Here is a 15,431-nt window from a genome sequence, read left to right as displayed (position 1 = left end):
ATACTAAATGATAGGTAGGTGGACTGATATGTTTAGAAAGAAAACAAAGATTTTTAGTCATATAGGTATCATTTTTGCCCTTGTTTTAAGTTTGTTTATTCCTTCACACCAGCTAGCAAATGCAGCTGATGTACTAACGGTGAGTGAGGCGATCGCCAACCAAGGTTTACAGGATCAAACGGTCGAAGGATATATTGTCGGAACGGTGAAGGGTGGAAGTGGTGAAACGATCACGTTTCAGCATGAGGCACCTTTTTCGAGTGAATTTAACTTAGCATTAGCTGATTCATCAAATGAAACAGACATAAAAAAGATACTCACTGTTCAATTACCCGGTGGTGCTGTTCGAGATGGATTGAACTTAAAAACACATCCTGAAAATCTTGGGAAAAAAATTCGAATTTCAGGTGATTTAACAGCGTATTATTCCGTTCCAGGACATAAAAACGCAGACGCTTATGAATTCGTTGATGAAACTCCTGCTGAGCCTCAAGTAGAAGAGGTTAAGGCAGCCCCTCAAGAAGGAATTGTTTCAAAAGGAACTCCTATTTTTTTAGCAAGTGATACACCTGAAGCACGGATTTTCTATACCATTGATGGAACATATCCAACCGTTGAGAGCACACCTTATTCTGAACCGATTACGGTTAATGAAGATACAATCATTAAAGCCATTGCCGTAAAAGAGGGGTTGAAAAATAGTAATATCTCCACTTTTGCCTATCAGGTAGCTTTGTCAGGATTAAGAATCCATGATATTCAAGGGGCAGGACACCAATCACCTGTTATGAATAAACCAGTTGATGGTGTGGAAGGAATCGTTACACATGTTGTTGACGGTAACAATTTTTACATGCAAGACTCACAACCGGATGAGGATGAAAAGACATCTGAAGGAATTCTTGTTTATAAAAAAGGACATGGACAAACAAAAGGAAATGTAGTTGCTGTGAATGGACTCGTTAAAGAATGGGTTCTGGAAGGGTATTCAAATAAATTAACAACAGACCTTGCTGTAACAGAAATTAATGCTGATAAAGGAATGATTTCTTTAGTAGCGGAAGGACAAGAACTTCCTCAATCCACAATCATCGGCATGTTCGGACGTAAACAGCCAACAGAAATCATCGATAACGATAACTTTGGACTTTTTGATCCGAAGGAAGACGGAATTGATTTTTATGAAAGTTTAGAAGGAATGCTTGTTCAAATAAACAATCCTTCTGTTATCGCCCCACAAAAATACGGAGAGATCGTAGTTGTTCCAGATTTTTGGAAACAAAAAGAGTTAAATGCTTCAGGCGGGTTGAACATTACGGAGAAAGACTACAATCCAGAACGGATCTTTATCGATATCAATGACAGCTCTTTTGTCGCAAAATCAGGAGACTTCTTCCTTGGTTCCATCACTGGAGTCGTAAGCTATGGATTTGGTAACTTCAAAGTTTTAGCTAACAGAGAGGAATTACCATCATTTATTGAAGGAAGAACAAAACAGGAAGTAACGAAACTGCACGAAAAACATAAAGAATTAACGATTGCGAGCTTTAACGTCGAAAACTTTTCCGCGAACGAATCAGGAACATCTGATGAAAAAGTAAGAAGAATTGCAGGATCGATTATTCAAAACTTAAACGCTCCCGATATTGTGGGATTAGTTGAGATGCAAGATGGAAACGGAGCAACAAATGATGGAACGACAGATGCAAAAGAAAGTGCTGACCGTTTAATCAGAGAAATTATGGCTCAAGGCGGACCAGAGTATATTTACAGTGATATAGCCCCTGTTAACAACGAAGATGGTGGACAGCCTGGCGGTAATATTCGTGTTGGTTTTCTCTATAATCCAAAACGAGTGTCACTAGCGGAAGGAACGAAAGGCACTGCTGTAGATGCAGTAGATTTTAAGGATGGAAGACTTACATTAAACCCTGGACGTATCGATCCGGCTAATCCTGCCTTTGATGACAGCCGTAAACCGTTAGCTGCACAATTTATGTTTAAAGGAGAAAGTGTGATTGTCGTTGCAAACCATTTTAACTCTAAAGGCGGGGATCAGCCGCTTTTTGGAAAAAATCAGCCACCTTATTTAGGAAGCGAAAAGCAGCGTCTTGAAATCGCTTCTGTCGTCAATGGCTTTGTGAAAGACGTAAAACAAGAAGACCCACATGCAAAAGTAGTATTACTTGGTGACTTTAATGATTTTGAGTTCGCTCCAGCTTTACAAACCTTAAAAGGTGATGAGCTTACAAACATGATTGAGGAAGTTCCTTTTAAAGAACGTTTTACGTATTCATACCAAGGAAATGCACAAGTGCTTGACCACATTCTAGTAACGAAGAATATGGCAAAGAAAACAAAGGTTGATATTGTTCATATCAACTCACCGTTTATGGAGGAGCATGGACGAGCAAGTGATCATGACCCTGTACTTATTCAAGTGAAATTAGATAAAGTAAAATAAAATAATAAAAGTCATCCTTTCTTGGATGACTTTTTTTGTCAAATTGTAGATTAACGACGGTATCCGCCACCAAGCTGCTGTTCAGCCATTTGAACAAGACGCTTAGTGATCTCACCACCAACAGATCCATTCGCACGAGATGTTGTGTCTGGTCCTAATTGAACACCAAACTCAGAAGCGATTTCATACTTCATTTGATCCAAAGCTGCTTGTGCTCCAGCTACTACTAATTCATTTGAGTTGTTACGTGCCATATGTATCACCTCCTTGTACTAATAGTCTGTATATCTATTACAAAATTATTCATGTATTGGTAAATTTTTTTATAGTCATTCAGCAATTAGGTAGGAGCATATTTTTTCATAAGCCTACACCAAATGCTCGGGATTTCGTATGATACATCATCCCCCTATTTTTATTTTTCAAGAAGCACTGTGTTGGATGTCCAGCACAGTGTCTTCTTGTTTTTATTCATAGTGAATTTTTCTGATTCCAGACTTATAATAGAGAAAGGATTTCAGAGATTATTACATCCATTTTAGAGAGCGAAGTGAAGATATGAGTTCACAGAGTAAATATGACTTTTCCAGATGGAAAGGAATCGGCTTAGCGCTAGCAGGTGCATCACTTTGGGGATTTTCGGGAAATGCAGCAGAATGGATATTCTCTCATTCAGCTGTAACCGCAACATGGCTCGTATCTGTACGTATGGTGCTTGCGGGAGCGCTGCTTTTATTGCTCGTCTCATGGAATAGCAATATCTTTACCGTTTGGAAAAACAAAAGAGATCGGGTAACCCTTCTTCTATTCTCGTTAACTGGCATGCTGGGAGCTCAGCTCACCTTCTTTTTAAGTATTGAAGCAGGTAATGCACCAACAGCCACTCTTTTGCAATTTTTAGGACCTGTTTTTATTACGATTTATTTTGCATTAAAGCTGTTTAAGTGGCCAAAACGAAAAGAATGGATAGCCGTGTTGTTGGCTCTATCCGGTACTTTTCTTCTTTTAACAAACGGCAGCCTGGATTACATAACCGTTTCAAAAGAAGCGATTTTTTGGGGAGTATTATCGGGGATTTCTGTAGCTGTTTATACTGTTTATCCAGTAGGATTATTAAAACGATATTCGTCTGCAACGATTGTAGGATGGGCAATGCTACTTGGTGGTTTATCCGTATCCATCTGGACTCAGCCTTGGAAGATTGGATTCGTTGACTGGTCTCAATCTCTCATCTGGATGCTTGCATTTGTTGTAATTTTTGGGACGTTATTGCCCTTCTATTTATATTTGGACAGTTTAAAATACATCACCTCAACAGAAACGAGTTTACTTGGCAGTGCAGAGCCTTTAGTCGCAACGATTGTTTCGGTCATTTGGCTTGGAACTTCGTTTGGAAGCTTTCAATCTATTGGAGGAATGCTGATTATATTAACGGTTTTCCTTCTATCGTTTCCTGAAAAAAGCATAATCAAAATGAATCAGACCGTAAATAAATAGGTATCACCACTTCATTTGACAATTCATAAATATCGTACCACTATGGTAAGGTACGACAAACAACAGGAGTAGATGCAAAATGGACGATAAAATTGTATTTTTTGATATAGATGGAACACTCGTAAACGAACGAAAAGAGATTCCAGAAAGTACGAAAGAAAGTATAGTTCAGCTCAAGAAAAATGGTGTGCATGTTGCGATTGCTACAGGTCGAGGGCCTTTTATGTTTGAACCGATACGGAAAGAGCTTGCAATTGATTCCTTCGTTAGTTTTAACGGATCGTATGTTGTCTTTCAAGATGAAGTCATCCATAAAACACCGCTTTCCGCTGAATTTATTCATAAAATTGAAGAAGAAGCGAAAACAGCTGGTCATCCTCTAGTTTATTTAGATCATCAAAAAGCAACCTGCAATGCAGATGATCATGAAGTCATTAGAAATTGCACGTACAATCTTATGCCCAATTATCCAATGTATCATCCTGGTTTTTATGAGGACAATGAAGTATATCAAGTACTGTTGTTCTGTCAGGAAGACCAAGAAAAAGGGTACCGGGATTCCTATAAAGGAACGTTTGACTTTATCCGGTGGCACGAGGATGCGCTCGATATCCTGCCAACTGGCGGTTCTAAAGCAAAGGGAATTGAAGCTTTTATGGAAAAAATGAACATAAAACAAGAGAACGTTTTTGCTTTTGGAGATGCGTTGAATGACATTGAGATGTTAACAGCTGCCGGGACAGGGATCGCTATGGGAAACGGACTAAAAGAAGCAAAAGAAGCGGCTGATTATGTTACACGATCTGTAGATGAAGATGGGATCTATTATGGTTTAAAACATTTTGGATTAATATAAGCGTTTTACAAACCTTTGCTTAGCAGCAGAGGTTTTTTTGTTGTCACTTTACACTGAAAAAATTGAAAAAACTTGAATTTTTGGAATATTTGTAGAAGGAATATGTCGGAATTACGCGAAAAAAAGATGTATAAAAGGTCAAGGTGTGACGATATAAGATTTACAGCTAGAAAAGACGTCTAAACAGGAGTTGAAACGGTTGAAAGTAAATCTAAAGCGTGTAAATCTAATATTTTGTTTGATCCTTCTTCTATCAACGGTTCAGGCTTTTCCTGCATCTGCTCAGAACAAAGCCACTGTTAACGCAACAAGCTTGAATGTACGAGAACAACCAAGTCTTTCAAGCAAGAAAGTCGGCTCTCTTAAAAATGGTGAAACCGTCACCGTTTTTAAAACAGAAAAAGGCTGGTCTCAGATTTCTTTCAATGGCAAAAAAGCATGGGCAAGTACAGAGTTTTTAAAAATGAACTCCACTTCACCAGCTACTGGTTCATCGCCTAAAAAAGAAGAGCCAAAAACAAGAGTCGTTAAACAAGCGAAAGTTACTGCAACCTCACTAAATGTTAGAAAAGGACCAGCCACCGACCAAGCTATTGTAGGAGCTCTAAAAAATGGAACGATAGTTGCTGTTCTCAAACAAGAAGGAAAATGGTCTTCCATAACATATGGAAAAATGACTGGGTGGGTAAGTAACGCTTATTTATTGGACCAATCCACAAACTTAAAGATTCCAGAAACCCCTCAAAATCCCGACAAGAAAAATGAGAACAACACCCCAGCAAAACAGGGGAAATGGGGAACTGTTACAGCGAATTATTTAAACTTCAGGTCATCTGGCCATCTAAACGCTCCAATCATCGGTTCATTTAAAAGTGGGACAGCTGTTCAAATACTAAGTGAAGTAAACGGCTGGTCATCGGTCCAAACAACTGACGGTAAAAAAGGATGGGTATCCAGCAAATACGTTTCTGTTCAAAATGGAACATCACCCGTTAAAATACCAACTAATTCGGAGACTAAGCCACCCGCTCCTCCTCCTGCCTCTGTATTAAAAAAAGTAGTGGTTATGGCTGACGGGGTAAATATTCGTCAAGGTCCTTCGACGTCTTATCTTATTGTTGGGAAAGCCAATCAGGGGGATGAGTACGTCTACGTTCAATCCAAAAATGATTGGGTACAGCTGAAACTGTCAAACGGTAACAGCGCTTGGATTGCAGGGTGGCTGGTCGCTATCCAACAAACAGGGTCAAGCAAGAATCCATCCAATCCTGGAACATCTGCACCGAAACCAACTACTGCAGGACTTAAAGGGAAACGCATCGTAATCGATCCTGGTCATGGGGGACATGATCCTGGTGCACTTGGAAAAGCTCATGGAACACATGAATCGGACTTAACTTTGATGAGTGCAAGATTAGTTGCAACTGAGCTGAGCAAAGCAGGTGCTGTTGTCATTTTAACGCGAAGCGACAGCACTTACGTATCTCTGAACAAACGCGTAGAGATAAGTCATTACCATTTTGCAGATGCCTTTATTAGCCTGCATTATAATTCGGCACATGATTCAAGAGCTTCAGGGCTTCTCACTTTTTATTACGGCCAAAAAGATACTAAACTTGCAGAGGCTGTCCATTCTGGTCTCGTACATGCAAACACAGGACTTTCAGGTGGAAATGTGAGATTTGGAAACTTTCACGTTCTGCGAGAGAATAAGCAGCCAGCCGTATTAGTAGAGTTAGGGTTTCTCTCTAATCCGTTTGATGAAATGACAGTAAGAAGTAATGCTTTTCAATCAAAAGCGGCAACAGGCATAACAAACGGTTTAGCGAAATATTTTCAATAAGGTAAGGTCCGTCTTCAGAACGTAGAAGGCGGATTTTTTATTAGGGTTGTTCCGGCAATCATTGGTGACCTTGAAAGAGGTTGATTTACTTTACAGTTGCTCGCTTTCCGTGGGGTGGGCGGTGCCTTCTTATCCTTTGGGTCATTAGGAGTCTCACCTGTCTAGTTACAGTGGCTAGCCCCTCTAGGTCAAAAGGTCAAAAGGCAAAAAGGCAAAAAGGCAAATGCGCCTTATTAGCCCATTTCCCTTTTGCTTGTCGGGGCTGAACGAGCCACTTCAACTTTTCTCTAGTCCCACTGATCCCACAGGAGTCTCGCACCTTGCACTTCAATCAACCGCAATCATGGGTGATTTTGAAAGAGGTTGATTTCCTTTACAGATGCTCGCTTTCCGTGGGGTGGGCGGTGAGCCTCCTTACCCTTTGGGTCATTAGGGGTCTCACCTGTCTAGTTACAGTGGCTAGCCCCTCTAGGTCAAAAGGTAAAAAGGCAAAAAGGCAAAAAGCGCCTTATTAGCCCATTTCCCTTTTGCTTGTCGGGGCTGAACGAGCCACTTCAACTTTTCTCTAGTCCCACTGATCCCACAGGAGTCTCGCACCTTACACTTCAATCAACCGCATTCATTGGTTGAAGGTGGTTGAGAGTTACAAATGCTTGCTTTCAGTGAAGTAGGGGTAGGCGGTGTCTCCTTATCCTTTGGATTAGAAGTCTATCGTCAAAGAAGAGAAGAAAAAATCATCAATAGTAACATTTTTTTGAAAAGAGTATCTATTAGAGACTTCACTGGATTTTTAAGTAGAAAGTTCTCTATAATGGAGAACATAAATAGTGAGGCTTGTTAACGATAGGTGGTGGAAGGGTTATGGAAAACTCCGGATTAATCCTTGAAGGTGGGGGTATGCGTGGTGTATACACAGCTGGAGTACTTGATGTATTTATGGAGAATGAACTTTATTTTCCATATGTAATTGGTGCATCTGCTGGAGCTTGTAATGCTGCGTCATATTTATCAAGACAGCTAGGCAGGAATCGTACAGTAAATTTGGATTATTGCTCACACCCAGAATATATTTCGTATAGAAACTGGTTATTTAAGAAAAAAGGGCTATTTGGAATGGACTTTATATTTGATGAGCTCCCAAACCGTCTTGTACCCTTTGATTATCAAGCATTCAAACAGTCTCAAGAAAGATTTGTTGTTGTTGTAACGGATTGTAAGACAGGAGATCCCGTCTATTTGAGCAGAGAGGATTATGAAGAAAAGGATATTTCTACAGTGTTGCGTGCATCTGCTTCCATTCCGTTTATTGCGCCAATGATTGAACTAGCAGGCAAACATGTAATGGACGGGGGCATCGCGGACCCTATTCCTATTCAAAAAGCATTAATAGACGGTGTTTCTAAAGGAGTTGTCGTACTGACCCAAAATAGGGGATACCGCAAAAAGAAACCAAAACTCACATGGGTAACGAAACGGTTTTACCCCGAATACAGCGGACTCGATGAAAGCTTAAAAGCTCGCTATATCAAGTACAACGAAACATTGGACTATATTGAAGAAGAAGAGAAAAAAGGCAATCTGTTTGTTCTTCGTCCATTAGAAAAAATGAAAGTAAAACGAGTAGAACGTGATTCTGGCAGATTAGGTCTTCTTTACGAACAAGGGAGAAAAGACGCAATGAATCAGCTAGAAAGCTTAAGAAACTGGCTCGCAAATTAATAGGGATAGAGATTTTGTTCGAAAAAAAAGCTGGTTCCGAATGTAACGATACATTCGGTTACCAGCTGCTCTCTATTTTAATAAATTTTACGGATTACTTCCTCGATATCAGGTTCTTTCATCTGAATATCAATAGGTTCACCCCACTTCGTCACTTCCTGCAAAAGGGAAGGGGAGGAAAGAACGGAACGGTCGTACTGAAGAACTAGTTTTTCCTCTTCCCATCTCATCTTTTCAATTCCGTCCATCACCATATCACCTATCTCTGGCTTTGTTCGATATTGTACTTCCATGACACTTGGCAGTCCAATATTCTTCCTTAACTCAGTAAGTGTACCATCAAGAACAATTTGACCGTGGTTGATGACAATAACACGGCTGCACAGCTGTTCAATATCATCCATATCATGTGTGGTTAAAAGAATGGTCTTCTTTTCCTTTTCATTCATTTCCTTTAAGAAAGATCGAATGCTTGTTTTTGCGTTCACATCAAGTCCAATGGTAGGCTCATCGAGAAATAAGACATCAGGATCATGAATCATAGCTGCAGCTAAGTCGCCACGCATCCGCTGACCAAGAGAAAGCTTACGAACCGGCGTGTTCATAAAATTGCCGATCTGAAGCATATCATCATACAGCTTTAGAAAGTGCTGATATTTCGCATCAGGCACTTTATACATCTCTTTAAGGATGTCGAACGAATCTCTTAAGGGAAGATCCCACCATAACTGAGTGCGCTGCCCAAACACGATACCGATCTTCTTCGCCACTTCTTTTCTTCTTTTTTGAGGACTCACTCCACCAACTTCAACGTAACCGGCGGTGGGATGAAGAATGCCTGATAGCATTTTTATTGTTGTTGATTTACCAGCACCGTTTGGTCCGATATATCCTACAAATTCGCCTTCTTCAATCTTGAATGAAATCTCGTTTACGGCTTTAACAACTTGGTGTTTTGCAGAGAAAAGAGAAGTCATCGACCCCATCAATCCCTTTTTTGTTTCATAGATTTTAAAATGTTTATTTAAGTGATCTGCTACGATCATACTCATAACCTCCTTAACTCCCTGTGCTGTGATAATGTCGAATTCCAAATTGCCAAAATCGGTAGGCGATAAAAAGGAAAACGAATGCAACTGCCGGCGGCAACAGGAGATTCCACAAGTCTCCGCCTTTATTTAATAGAAAAAGCACTGGTGTGTAGTTCATAAAGCCAACGGGAATAACCGTGAAAAAAATAAGCTTCAACCATCCCGGGTATATGTTCATCGGATAGTTTGCGGCATTAAAGGGTGCATAAAGAGTGAAGGTCTGAAAATCTTTAATACGCTGTGTCCAAAAGGCAATGGTTGCTGTCAACAATCCAAGTGAAAAACAAATAACGACGCCAGAGAGTATGGAGACCGGCAAGTACAAAATGAGAAAAAACGTATCAACACTTTTTTCATGTAGTCCGATAATAGAAATAATCAAGATAATAACACCTTGAAGCGTTCCGCCAATCCTGGAAAGATCCAGATTTTTGGTTAACAGAAGCGAAAGTGGTGAAACAGGACGAATTAATAGACTATCAAACTCTCCTTCAACCATGTAACGCTCAAAATTATGAATCTCAACACCAAACACTCTGTACAGCGTGATAGCTACGGATGAGATGCCGTAAAGCAAGCCTACTTCATAAAGATTCCAGCCTTTTACATCATCAAAACGCTGTAAGATAGCCGCGAGCAGAATAAAATCTACAGCCATAATCAAGGCATATGATAGGGAGGAAATTAGAAAATTCATTTTGTATTGCATACGAGAACGCAGGCTTCCAGATAATAGTTTGAGATAAAGGTGCATCACTTACCCTCCTTGAATCTCAAGTTTTTGACGTGCTTTTTCTGTTAACCATAAGTTGAACAACGTTAAGACGACTGCCCACAATAGCTGAAGCAAAATGACATCATATGAGATTTTTTCTAGCAAAATCATCACTGGGTAATAGATGGCTCCTGCAAAAGGCAAGTATTGAGTGAGCGTTGATAAAGGTGCGGGAAGAAAATCGATAGGTACGAACTGTCCTCCTAGAGCAACGAGTAACGTGAAATTAACGAAGTGAGCCCAATCAATTTCTGTTGTCCAACAAGCACTTATTCCTACCAAATAGTGTAAATTTATGGATATAATAATAGCGAGAAAGATTGAAATACATAAGAAAAGATAAGTCGTCCCTTTTTGAGGTACATAAAAACCAACAGTTAATGCAAATACAAGTCCGATTGGAATTGTACGAAAGAAGAAATTATAAATGAGTCTGCCGGCTTCTTGAGAGGTAACGTACAGAAAAAAATTTGTGGGTCTGACAAGTTCTAGTGAGATGGCTCCGTTTCGGACGCCATTTTGAATATTAAGGCCAGCCGTTAAAAAACCGGATATCCAAAGAATACACTGAACCGCAGCTATGTAATAGGTCATTTCCATCACGTTGTAGGGACTGTTCTGATCTTTCCCTTCGAGCACACCAACCCAGATAGCAATAAACACAAAACCAAAGATCGCACTTGCAGCGTTATTGATAAGGTGTGCAATCTTATACTGCATGTTGCGCAGAAAGCTTTTTTGTAAAAGAATCCAATAAACCATAAAGTCCCCCTTTTGGTGTTTTCTTTTTTTAAGCGCAGAATAATAAAATAGCAAATTTTACAAAAGTTTGCAATTCTTTTTTTTGGAGGTTTTTTTATATGTCTTGTTCTCAATGTCAGCCAGCAGGTCATTTTCCTAGCGAAGGTGTTTTACACATTCGCTAGGATCACCCTGTCCTTCAGCAAAGTTTACTGCAATTATGGAAATCATATTCTTTCCCGATCTCTCATAAAGAGGAAGTTGCAAGCTTTTCTTATGAAAGCTTTTCCACACTTCAAACAATATGTGAAGACCTTCAAGGAACATTTAATTTGAATGCGCTTCATTCGTTCTTTTGCACGTTAGCAAAATCTTCAGAAGAACCTACCGTTTTTCGGAAGTGGATTCCTTTTTTGCATGTGTACGAACGGATTAAGCATGTTGAACTGTATCACGTTATTGAAGAGCAACTGTTTACAACCTATTCACAGCCCATAATAGACTTAAAAACCAACAACATTTATGGATACGAATTTCTGCTGCGCCCTGTAGATCATGGTCCGTCTTTTCGTCCTTATGAGTTATTTCAAATGGCTGAAAGAGCTGGGATGCAAGCCCATTTGGATGCACGTGCCCGAATTGCTTCTATTCAAAATAGCGCAAGTTCAGTTCCACTTGGTGTAAAGCGATTTATTAATTTCGTCCCTTCGTCCATCTATGACCCTAATCATTGTTTAGCAACAACATTTAAAGCAGCAGCAGATGCTGGGGTTGATCCAAAGGATTTGGTGTTTGAAGTAGTTGAGACGGAGGAAATCAACGATATCAAGCATTTAAAAAGTATTTTTAAAGCGTATCAAGAGCAGGGGATGAAAGTAGCACTTGATGATCTAGGAGCAGGTCATGCCACACTCTCTCTACTGAAAGAACTTCAGCCTGATTATGTAAAAATTGACCGTGAAATTGTTTCACTCTGTGATGAAGACCACGCTAAACAGCATATGATCAGGCAGATTGTAGACATCGCAAAAGAAATGGGTGCCATTGTATTAGCAGAAGGAATTGAAAGAAAAGAAGAGGTTCAGATTGTATTACAATGTGGTGTTCAGCTTGCACAGGGCTATTATTTTGGCAGACCTGTTCCAACAGAGAAGCTTAATACAACCTCCAATTAAGCTGTTCAAAACCTTATCAAAAAAAGATAAGGTTTTTTTCATGAATATGTTGGAATTCACCCCAACATCTAGTAATCTATAGATAGATGCTTTTGTAATATAATTGTAAAATTAACGGGAAATTTTCCAAAAGGAGCGGAATGATGGTAACGAAAGCGGATCCAGAAAAAAAGAAGAAAAAAGCACAAGTACCCTTTCGTTTAAATGTCTTATTTCTGGTCGTCTTTTTTCTATTTTCTATCCTCATTTTAAGACTTGGTGTTCTTCAAATTGTGAACGGTGAAGAAAAGCGGCTTGAATCTGAAGCAGTCGAAGAAGTGATCGCGAGAAAAGAAGCGCCTCGAGGAAAGCTTTTGGACAGTAACTTTCGAGAAGTTGTAGGGAATAAACCATTCTTTTCTTTAACCTACACCAAAACGGTAGATACGAAAACAGAAGACACGATGCGAATTGCTACATGGCTGTCGAAAAGACTAGGTGTTACAGAAGATCAGGAGAAAAAGATAACAGAGCGAGACAAAAAAGATTATTTTATCGCTAAGCATGATATAAAAGAATTAATGGAAGAACGGTTAAGCAAGAAAGAGAAAAAATTAAGTGATAAAGAACAATACAAAGCGCTTGTAAATAAAATCTCAGAAGAGGAAATCAACCGTTTAACTAGTGAAGATTTGAAAATTTTGGCATACAAACGGGCGATGGAGACAGGCTACGCGTATTCTGCTCAGCGCATAAAAACGAATTTGACCAACGAAGAAGTATCCATTATTTCTGAAAACTTAGCTGATCTCCCTGGGATTGATATTATGGCAGATTCGGAGAGAATCTATCCTTATGGTGAATCCACTATTTTTGGCCAGGTAAAGCAGATACCTAAAAGCAAAATGGATTATTACCTGAGCAGAAGTTATGACAGAAGTGACCAAGTAGGTATCAGTGGTCTGGAACTTCAATACCAAGAAGTGTTAAGAGGAACAAAAGAGAAATCTGTCTATTTAACGAACCCTAAAACAGGAGCTACTATTGGTGAGCCGAGAACGATTCCCGGACAACGCGGAAAAGATATTGTTCTTACGCTAGACATGGAACTCCAATTCAAATTGGAACAAATTCTAGAAGAAGAAATTTTAAAGGCGAAACCTTTACCCGGGAATGACTTGCTAAAATCCGCATATATCGTAATGATGAATCCAAATACAGGTGCCATTCGAGGTATTGCGGGTAAAAAATATGAAAAAGGGAAGTTCATTAACGATTCGTATGGTGCATTGTTTAACTCTTATGAAATGGGATCGACTGTAAAGGGAGCGACCGTCTTATCAGGTCTTCATAAAGGGTTAATTAAAAAAGGAGATACCTTTTTTGATACTACCTATACGAAATACGGGATGAATAAATCTTCGTGGAAAAATATGGGAAATATAAACGATTTAGATGCACTCAGAATGTCTTCAAACGTATACATGTTTCATATTATGGATCAAATGATTGGACCTGAGCATTATACGAAAACGTATGAAGAAGCTCGCTACATGTACAGCCAATTTGGTCTTGGTGTTGAAACTGGAATCGATTTTCCGAACGAAGCGACCGGATATCGAGGGATACCCCCTGAAGGCGAATTAGGTACTCTTTTTGACTTAGGCATCGGTCAGTTTGATACCTATACGACCATTCAAATGGTGCAATATGTATCCACTATTGCTAACGGCGGCTACCGAGTCAAGCCGCAACTTGTTAAAGAAATACGAGAACCGACTACGGATGGTGAAAATACAGGGAAGCTTTTAACACGCTTTGAACCTGAGATACTGAATAGAATCGATGTAGAAGATGAATATATTGAGAGAGTTCAGCAAGGATTTTGGCAGGTGATGCATGCACCTGGAGGAACAGCCAAATCATACTTTGATGATGTAGAAAAATACCGTAATCCAGCAGGGAAAACAGGTACTGCTCAAAGAAGAATTATTGATCCGAAATCAGGAAGAGTTGTTGAAAAGCATAATTTAACATTGGTAGGTTACGCACCATTTGAAAATCCTGAAATCGCTTTTGCTGTCGTTGTGCCAGATGGCACACCTGTTAATGGTAATCAAAGAATTAACAAATTCATCGGACAGCGCGCTTTGGAAGCCTATTGGGATTTAAAAAAGAAGTACGGTGAAAATGCCGCAACGGTTACTGGAAATCTTACAAAAGAAAAAGAAGAAACAGAAAACTCAGCACAGTGATGCTGAGTTTTTATTCATGCAAAAAAGCCAGCTGTCGCCGGCTTTTTTAAGGATTGGAAAAAATTGTGGTACTGATTGTTCCAGGAGAGGTGCTTTTTATACACTCTCATCGTTTATTAGCAGAAGCAGGCTGCCCCTACAATAATCAATAGAATAAACAACACTACTACTATTGCAAAAGAATTGCCATAAGAATAACCCATCGATTTTTCCTCCTTTAATTCTTGCATTTGTAATTCCTTATATCCTATGCCTGTTTTCAGATTCGAAATGGGCAGGAGCGGAGTTTTAGGCAAAATAGGCTTAAAATGTATGTTTATCCCTGAAAGTGTCAACGATTTGTAAAGACTGATTACTTGTGGAGGGGGATGTTTCTTTGTTTTAATAAAAGGAGAAAGAAAATATGGTTACTGGGAGCCAATTTATGAAAAAAACGGTCTTATCCATTCTTTTATTATTGATGGTTATTTTTCAACTTCCTTCATCTATTGTTGCTCATTCCGATCTTGAATCAGCAACACCGGCAGAAGGGGAAACAGTTACTAATGAATTAGAAGCTGTTGTTTTAACTTTTTCAACTAAGATTGAATCGTTAAGCTCTATGAAGGTTAAAAATGACAACGAAGAGATACCTCTTCAAATTAGTATTGAAGATAATCAGATGACGGGTAAAATTAACAACCCCCTTCAAAATGGAAACTATTCGGTGGAATACAGAATCATTGGAGCAGACAGTCATGTGATTGAAGGCAGTTATACGTTTACAGTTGATCGTCCACAACAAGCTGAAATTGAAGAAAAAGAAGAAAAGAAGGAAGAACAAACACTGCCAGAACCTGATGAGTCGAAGCAGCCCAAAAATCCTGGTTACTTTGCTCCGTTAACAATTGGTTTACTTATCGTAGTAGCAATCATATCGTTCTTTGTTTTTAGAAAGAAAAGCTAATGGAAAAAGTCCTGAACAATTCAGGGCTTTTTTTCGTATGATTTTTGAATAGAGCGAGCAAATATTTCGTTTTTTCTAACAATTCTGTTA

13 protein-coding genes are annotated in these 15,431 nt (G+C 39.3%); 8 read left to right on the top strand and 5 right to left on the bottom strand.

Annotation, left to right across the window (positions count from 1 at the left end; all coding sequences use genetic code 11):
- Positions 1 to 28 precede the first annotated feature (28 nt).
- The gene (locus tag KUV80_RS07435) at positions 29 to 2,464 is read left to right on the top strand and encodes a DUF6359 domain-containing protein (protein ID WP_222462014.1); all 2,436 of its coding nucleotides are present in this window, start codon (positions 29 to 31) and stop codon (positions 2,462 to 2,464) included.
- Positions 2,465 to 2,514: 50 nt separating this feature from the next.
- Here KUV80_RS07435 and KUV80_RS07430 read toward each other — a convergent pair whose 3' ends face one another.
- Positions 2,515 to 2,718, bottom strand: a complete 204-nt coding sequence (locus KUV80_RS07430) for an alpha/beta-type small acid-soluble spore protein (RefSeq protein WP_066237019.1) — start codon at positions 2,716 to 2,718, stop codon at positions 2,515 to 2,517.
- A 304-nt stretch (positions 2,719 to 3,022) separates the two neighbouring features.
- Between KUV80_RS07430 and KUV80_RS07425 the strand changes: the two genes are divergently transcribed.
- The 4 genes from KUV80_RS07425 (at position 3,023) to KUV80_RS07410 (ending at position 8,379) form a co-directional block, all read left to right on the top strand.
- On the top strand, positions 3,023 to 3,961 hold the full coding sequence (locus KUV80_RS07425; protein ID WP_222462013.1) for a DMT family transporter: 939 nt from the start codon (positions 3,023 to 3,025) through the stop codon (positions 3,959 to 3,961).
- A 79-nt stretch (positions 3,962 to 4,040) separates the two neighbouring features.
- Complete coding sequence (locus KUV80_RS07420; RefSeq protein ID WP_222462012.1) at positions 4,041 to 4,817, top strand: Cof-type HAD-IIB family hydrolase; 777 nt, start codon at positions 4,041 to 4,043, stop codon at positions 4,815 to 4,817.
- Between the two features lie 199 nt (positions 4,818 to 5,016).
- Entirely contained in the window at positions 5,017 to 6,660 is a 1,644-nt protein-coding gene (locus KUV80_RS07415) for an SH3 domain-containing protein (RefSeq protein ID WP_222462011.1), read from the top strand.
- A gap of 861 nt (positions 6,661 to 7,521) precedes the next feature.
- Entirely contained in the window at positions 7,522 to 8,379 is an 858-nt protein-coding gene (locus KUV80_RS07410; RefSeq protein ID WP_222462010.1) for a patatin-like phospholipase family protein, read from the top strand.
- A 77-nt stretch (positions 8,380 to 8,456) separates the two neighbouring features.
- Here the strand turns inward: KUV80_RS07410 and KUV80_RS07405 are convergent, their stop codons facing one another.
- The 3 genes from KUV80_RS07405 to KUV80_RS07395 are packed head-to-tail and all read right to left on the bottom strand — an operon-like array spanning position 8,457 to position 11,007.
- A complete protein-coding gene (locus tag KUV80_RS07405; RefSeq protein WP_222462009.1) occupies positions 8,457 to 9,425 on the bottom strand; it encodes an ABC transporter ATP-binding protein in 969 nt (322 codons plus the stop codon).
- A gap of 13 nt (positions 9,426 to 9,438) precedes the next feature.
- Positions 9,439 to 10,224: an ABC transporter permease gene (locus KUV80_RS07400; protein WP_246625043.1), complete on the bottom strand. Its 786-nt coding sequence runs from the start codon at positions 10,222 to 10,224 to the stop codon at positions 9,439 to 9,441.
- 3 nt (positions 10,225 to 10,227) lie between these two features.
- Positions 10,228 to 11,007 (bottom strand): ABC transporter permease, encoded by a 780-nt coding sequence (locus tag KUV80_RS07395; protein WP_222462007.1) that lies wholly within the window; start codon positions 11,005 to 11,007, stop codon positions 10,228 to 10,230.
- Between the two features lie 311 nt (positions 11,008 to 11,318).
- On the opposite strand from KUV80_RS07395, the gene KUV80_RS07390 reads away from it, so the two are divergent.
- Both KUV80_RS07390 and KUV80_RS07385 read left to right on the top strand, forming a co-directional pair.
- The gene (locus KUV80_RS07390) at positions 11,319 to 12,161 is read left to right on the top strand and encodes an EAL domain-containing protein (protein WP_222462006.1); all 843 of its coding nucleotides are present in this window, start codon (positions 11,319 to 11,321) and stop codon (positions 12,159 to 12,161) included.
- 143 nt (positions 12,162 to 12,304) lie between these two features.
- A complete protein-coding gene (locus KUV80_RS07385) occupies positions 12,305 to 14,395 on the top strand; it encodes a peptidoglycan D,D-transpeptidase FtsI family protein (RefSeq protein WP_222462005.1) in 2,091 nt (696 codons plus the stop codon).
- 116 nt (positions 14,396 to 14,511) lie between these two features.
- Here the strand turns inward: KUV80_RS07385 and KUV80_RS07380 are convergent, their stop codons facing one another.
- Positions 14,512 to 14,598: a YjcZ family sporulation protein gene (locus tag KUV80_RS07380; protein WP_246625121.1), complete on the bottom strand. Its 87-nt coding sequence runs from the start codon at positions 14,596 to 14,598 to the stop codon at positions 14,512 to 14,514.
- A gap of 221 nt (positions 14,599 to 14,819) precedes the next feature.
- On the opposite strand from KUV80_RS07380, the gene KUV80_RS07375 reads away from it, so the two are divergent.
- Positions 14,820 to 15,341, top strand: coding sequence for a copper resistance CopC family protein (locus tag KUV80_RS07375; RefSeq protein ID WP_222462003.1), 522 nt, complete (start codon positions 14,820 to 14,822; stop codon positions 15,339 to 15,341).
- Positions 15,342 to 15,431 lie beyond the last annotated feature (90 nt).

Source organism: Fictibacillus nanhaiensis, assembly GCF_019801215.1.
GTDB lineage: Bacteria > Bacillota > Bacilli > Bacillales > Fictibacillaceae > Fictibacillus > Fictibacillus nanhaiensis_C.
The sequence above is the reverse complement of the archived record's forward strand: the minus strand, read 5'-3'. Positions and strand labels throughout refer to the sequence as shown.

Bases quoted from the DNA above. Each gene is read 5' to 3' on its own strand.
- KUV80_RS07405 (WP_222462009.1), bottom strand. From the start codon at position 9,425: ATGATCGTAGCAGATCACTTAAATAAACATTTTAAAATCTATGAAACA.
- KUV80_RS07375 (WP_222462003.1), top strand. From the start codon at position 14,820: ATGAAAAAAACGGTCTTATCCATTCTTTTATTATTGATGGTTATTTTT.
- KUV80_RS07430 (WP_066237019.1), bottom strand. From the start codon at position 2,718: ATGGCACGTAACAACTCAAATGAATTAGTAGTAGCTGGAGCACAAGCA.
- KUV80_RS07425 (WP_222462013.1), top strand. From the start codon at position 3,023: ATGAGTTCACAGAGTAAATATGACTTTTCCAGATGGAAAGGAATCGGC.
- KUV80_RS07385 (WP_222462005.1), top strand. From the start codon at position 12,305: ATGGTAACGAAAGCGGATCCAGAAAAAAAGAAGAAAAAAGCACAAGTA.
- KUV80_RS07395 (WP_222462007.1), bottom strand. From the start codon at position 11,007: ATGGTTTATTGGATTCTTTTACAAAAAAGCTTTCTGCGCAACATGCAG.
- KUV80_RS07435 (WP_222462014.1), top strand. From the start codon at position 29: ATGTTTAGAAAGAAAACAAAGATTTTTAGTCATATAGGTATCATTTTT.
- KUV80_RS07400 (WP_246625043.1), bottom strand. From the start codon at position 10,224: ATGCACCTTTATCTCAAACTATTATCTGGAAGCCTGCGTTCTCGTATG.
- KUV80_RS07380 (WP_246625121.1), bottom strand. From the start codon at position 14,598: ATGGGTTATTCTTATGGCAATTCTTTTGCAATAGTAGTAGTGTTGTTT.
- KUV80_RS07410 (WP_222462010.1), top strand. From the start codon at position 7,522: ATGGAAAACTCCGGATTAATCCTTGAAGGTGGGGGTATGCGTGGTGTA.
- KUV80_RS07420 (WP_222462012.1), top strand. From the start codon at position 4,041: ATGGACGATAAAATTGTATTTTTTGATATAGATGGAACACTCGTAAAC.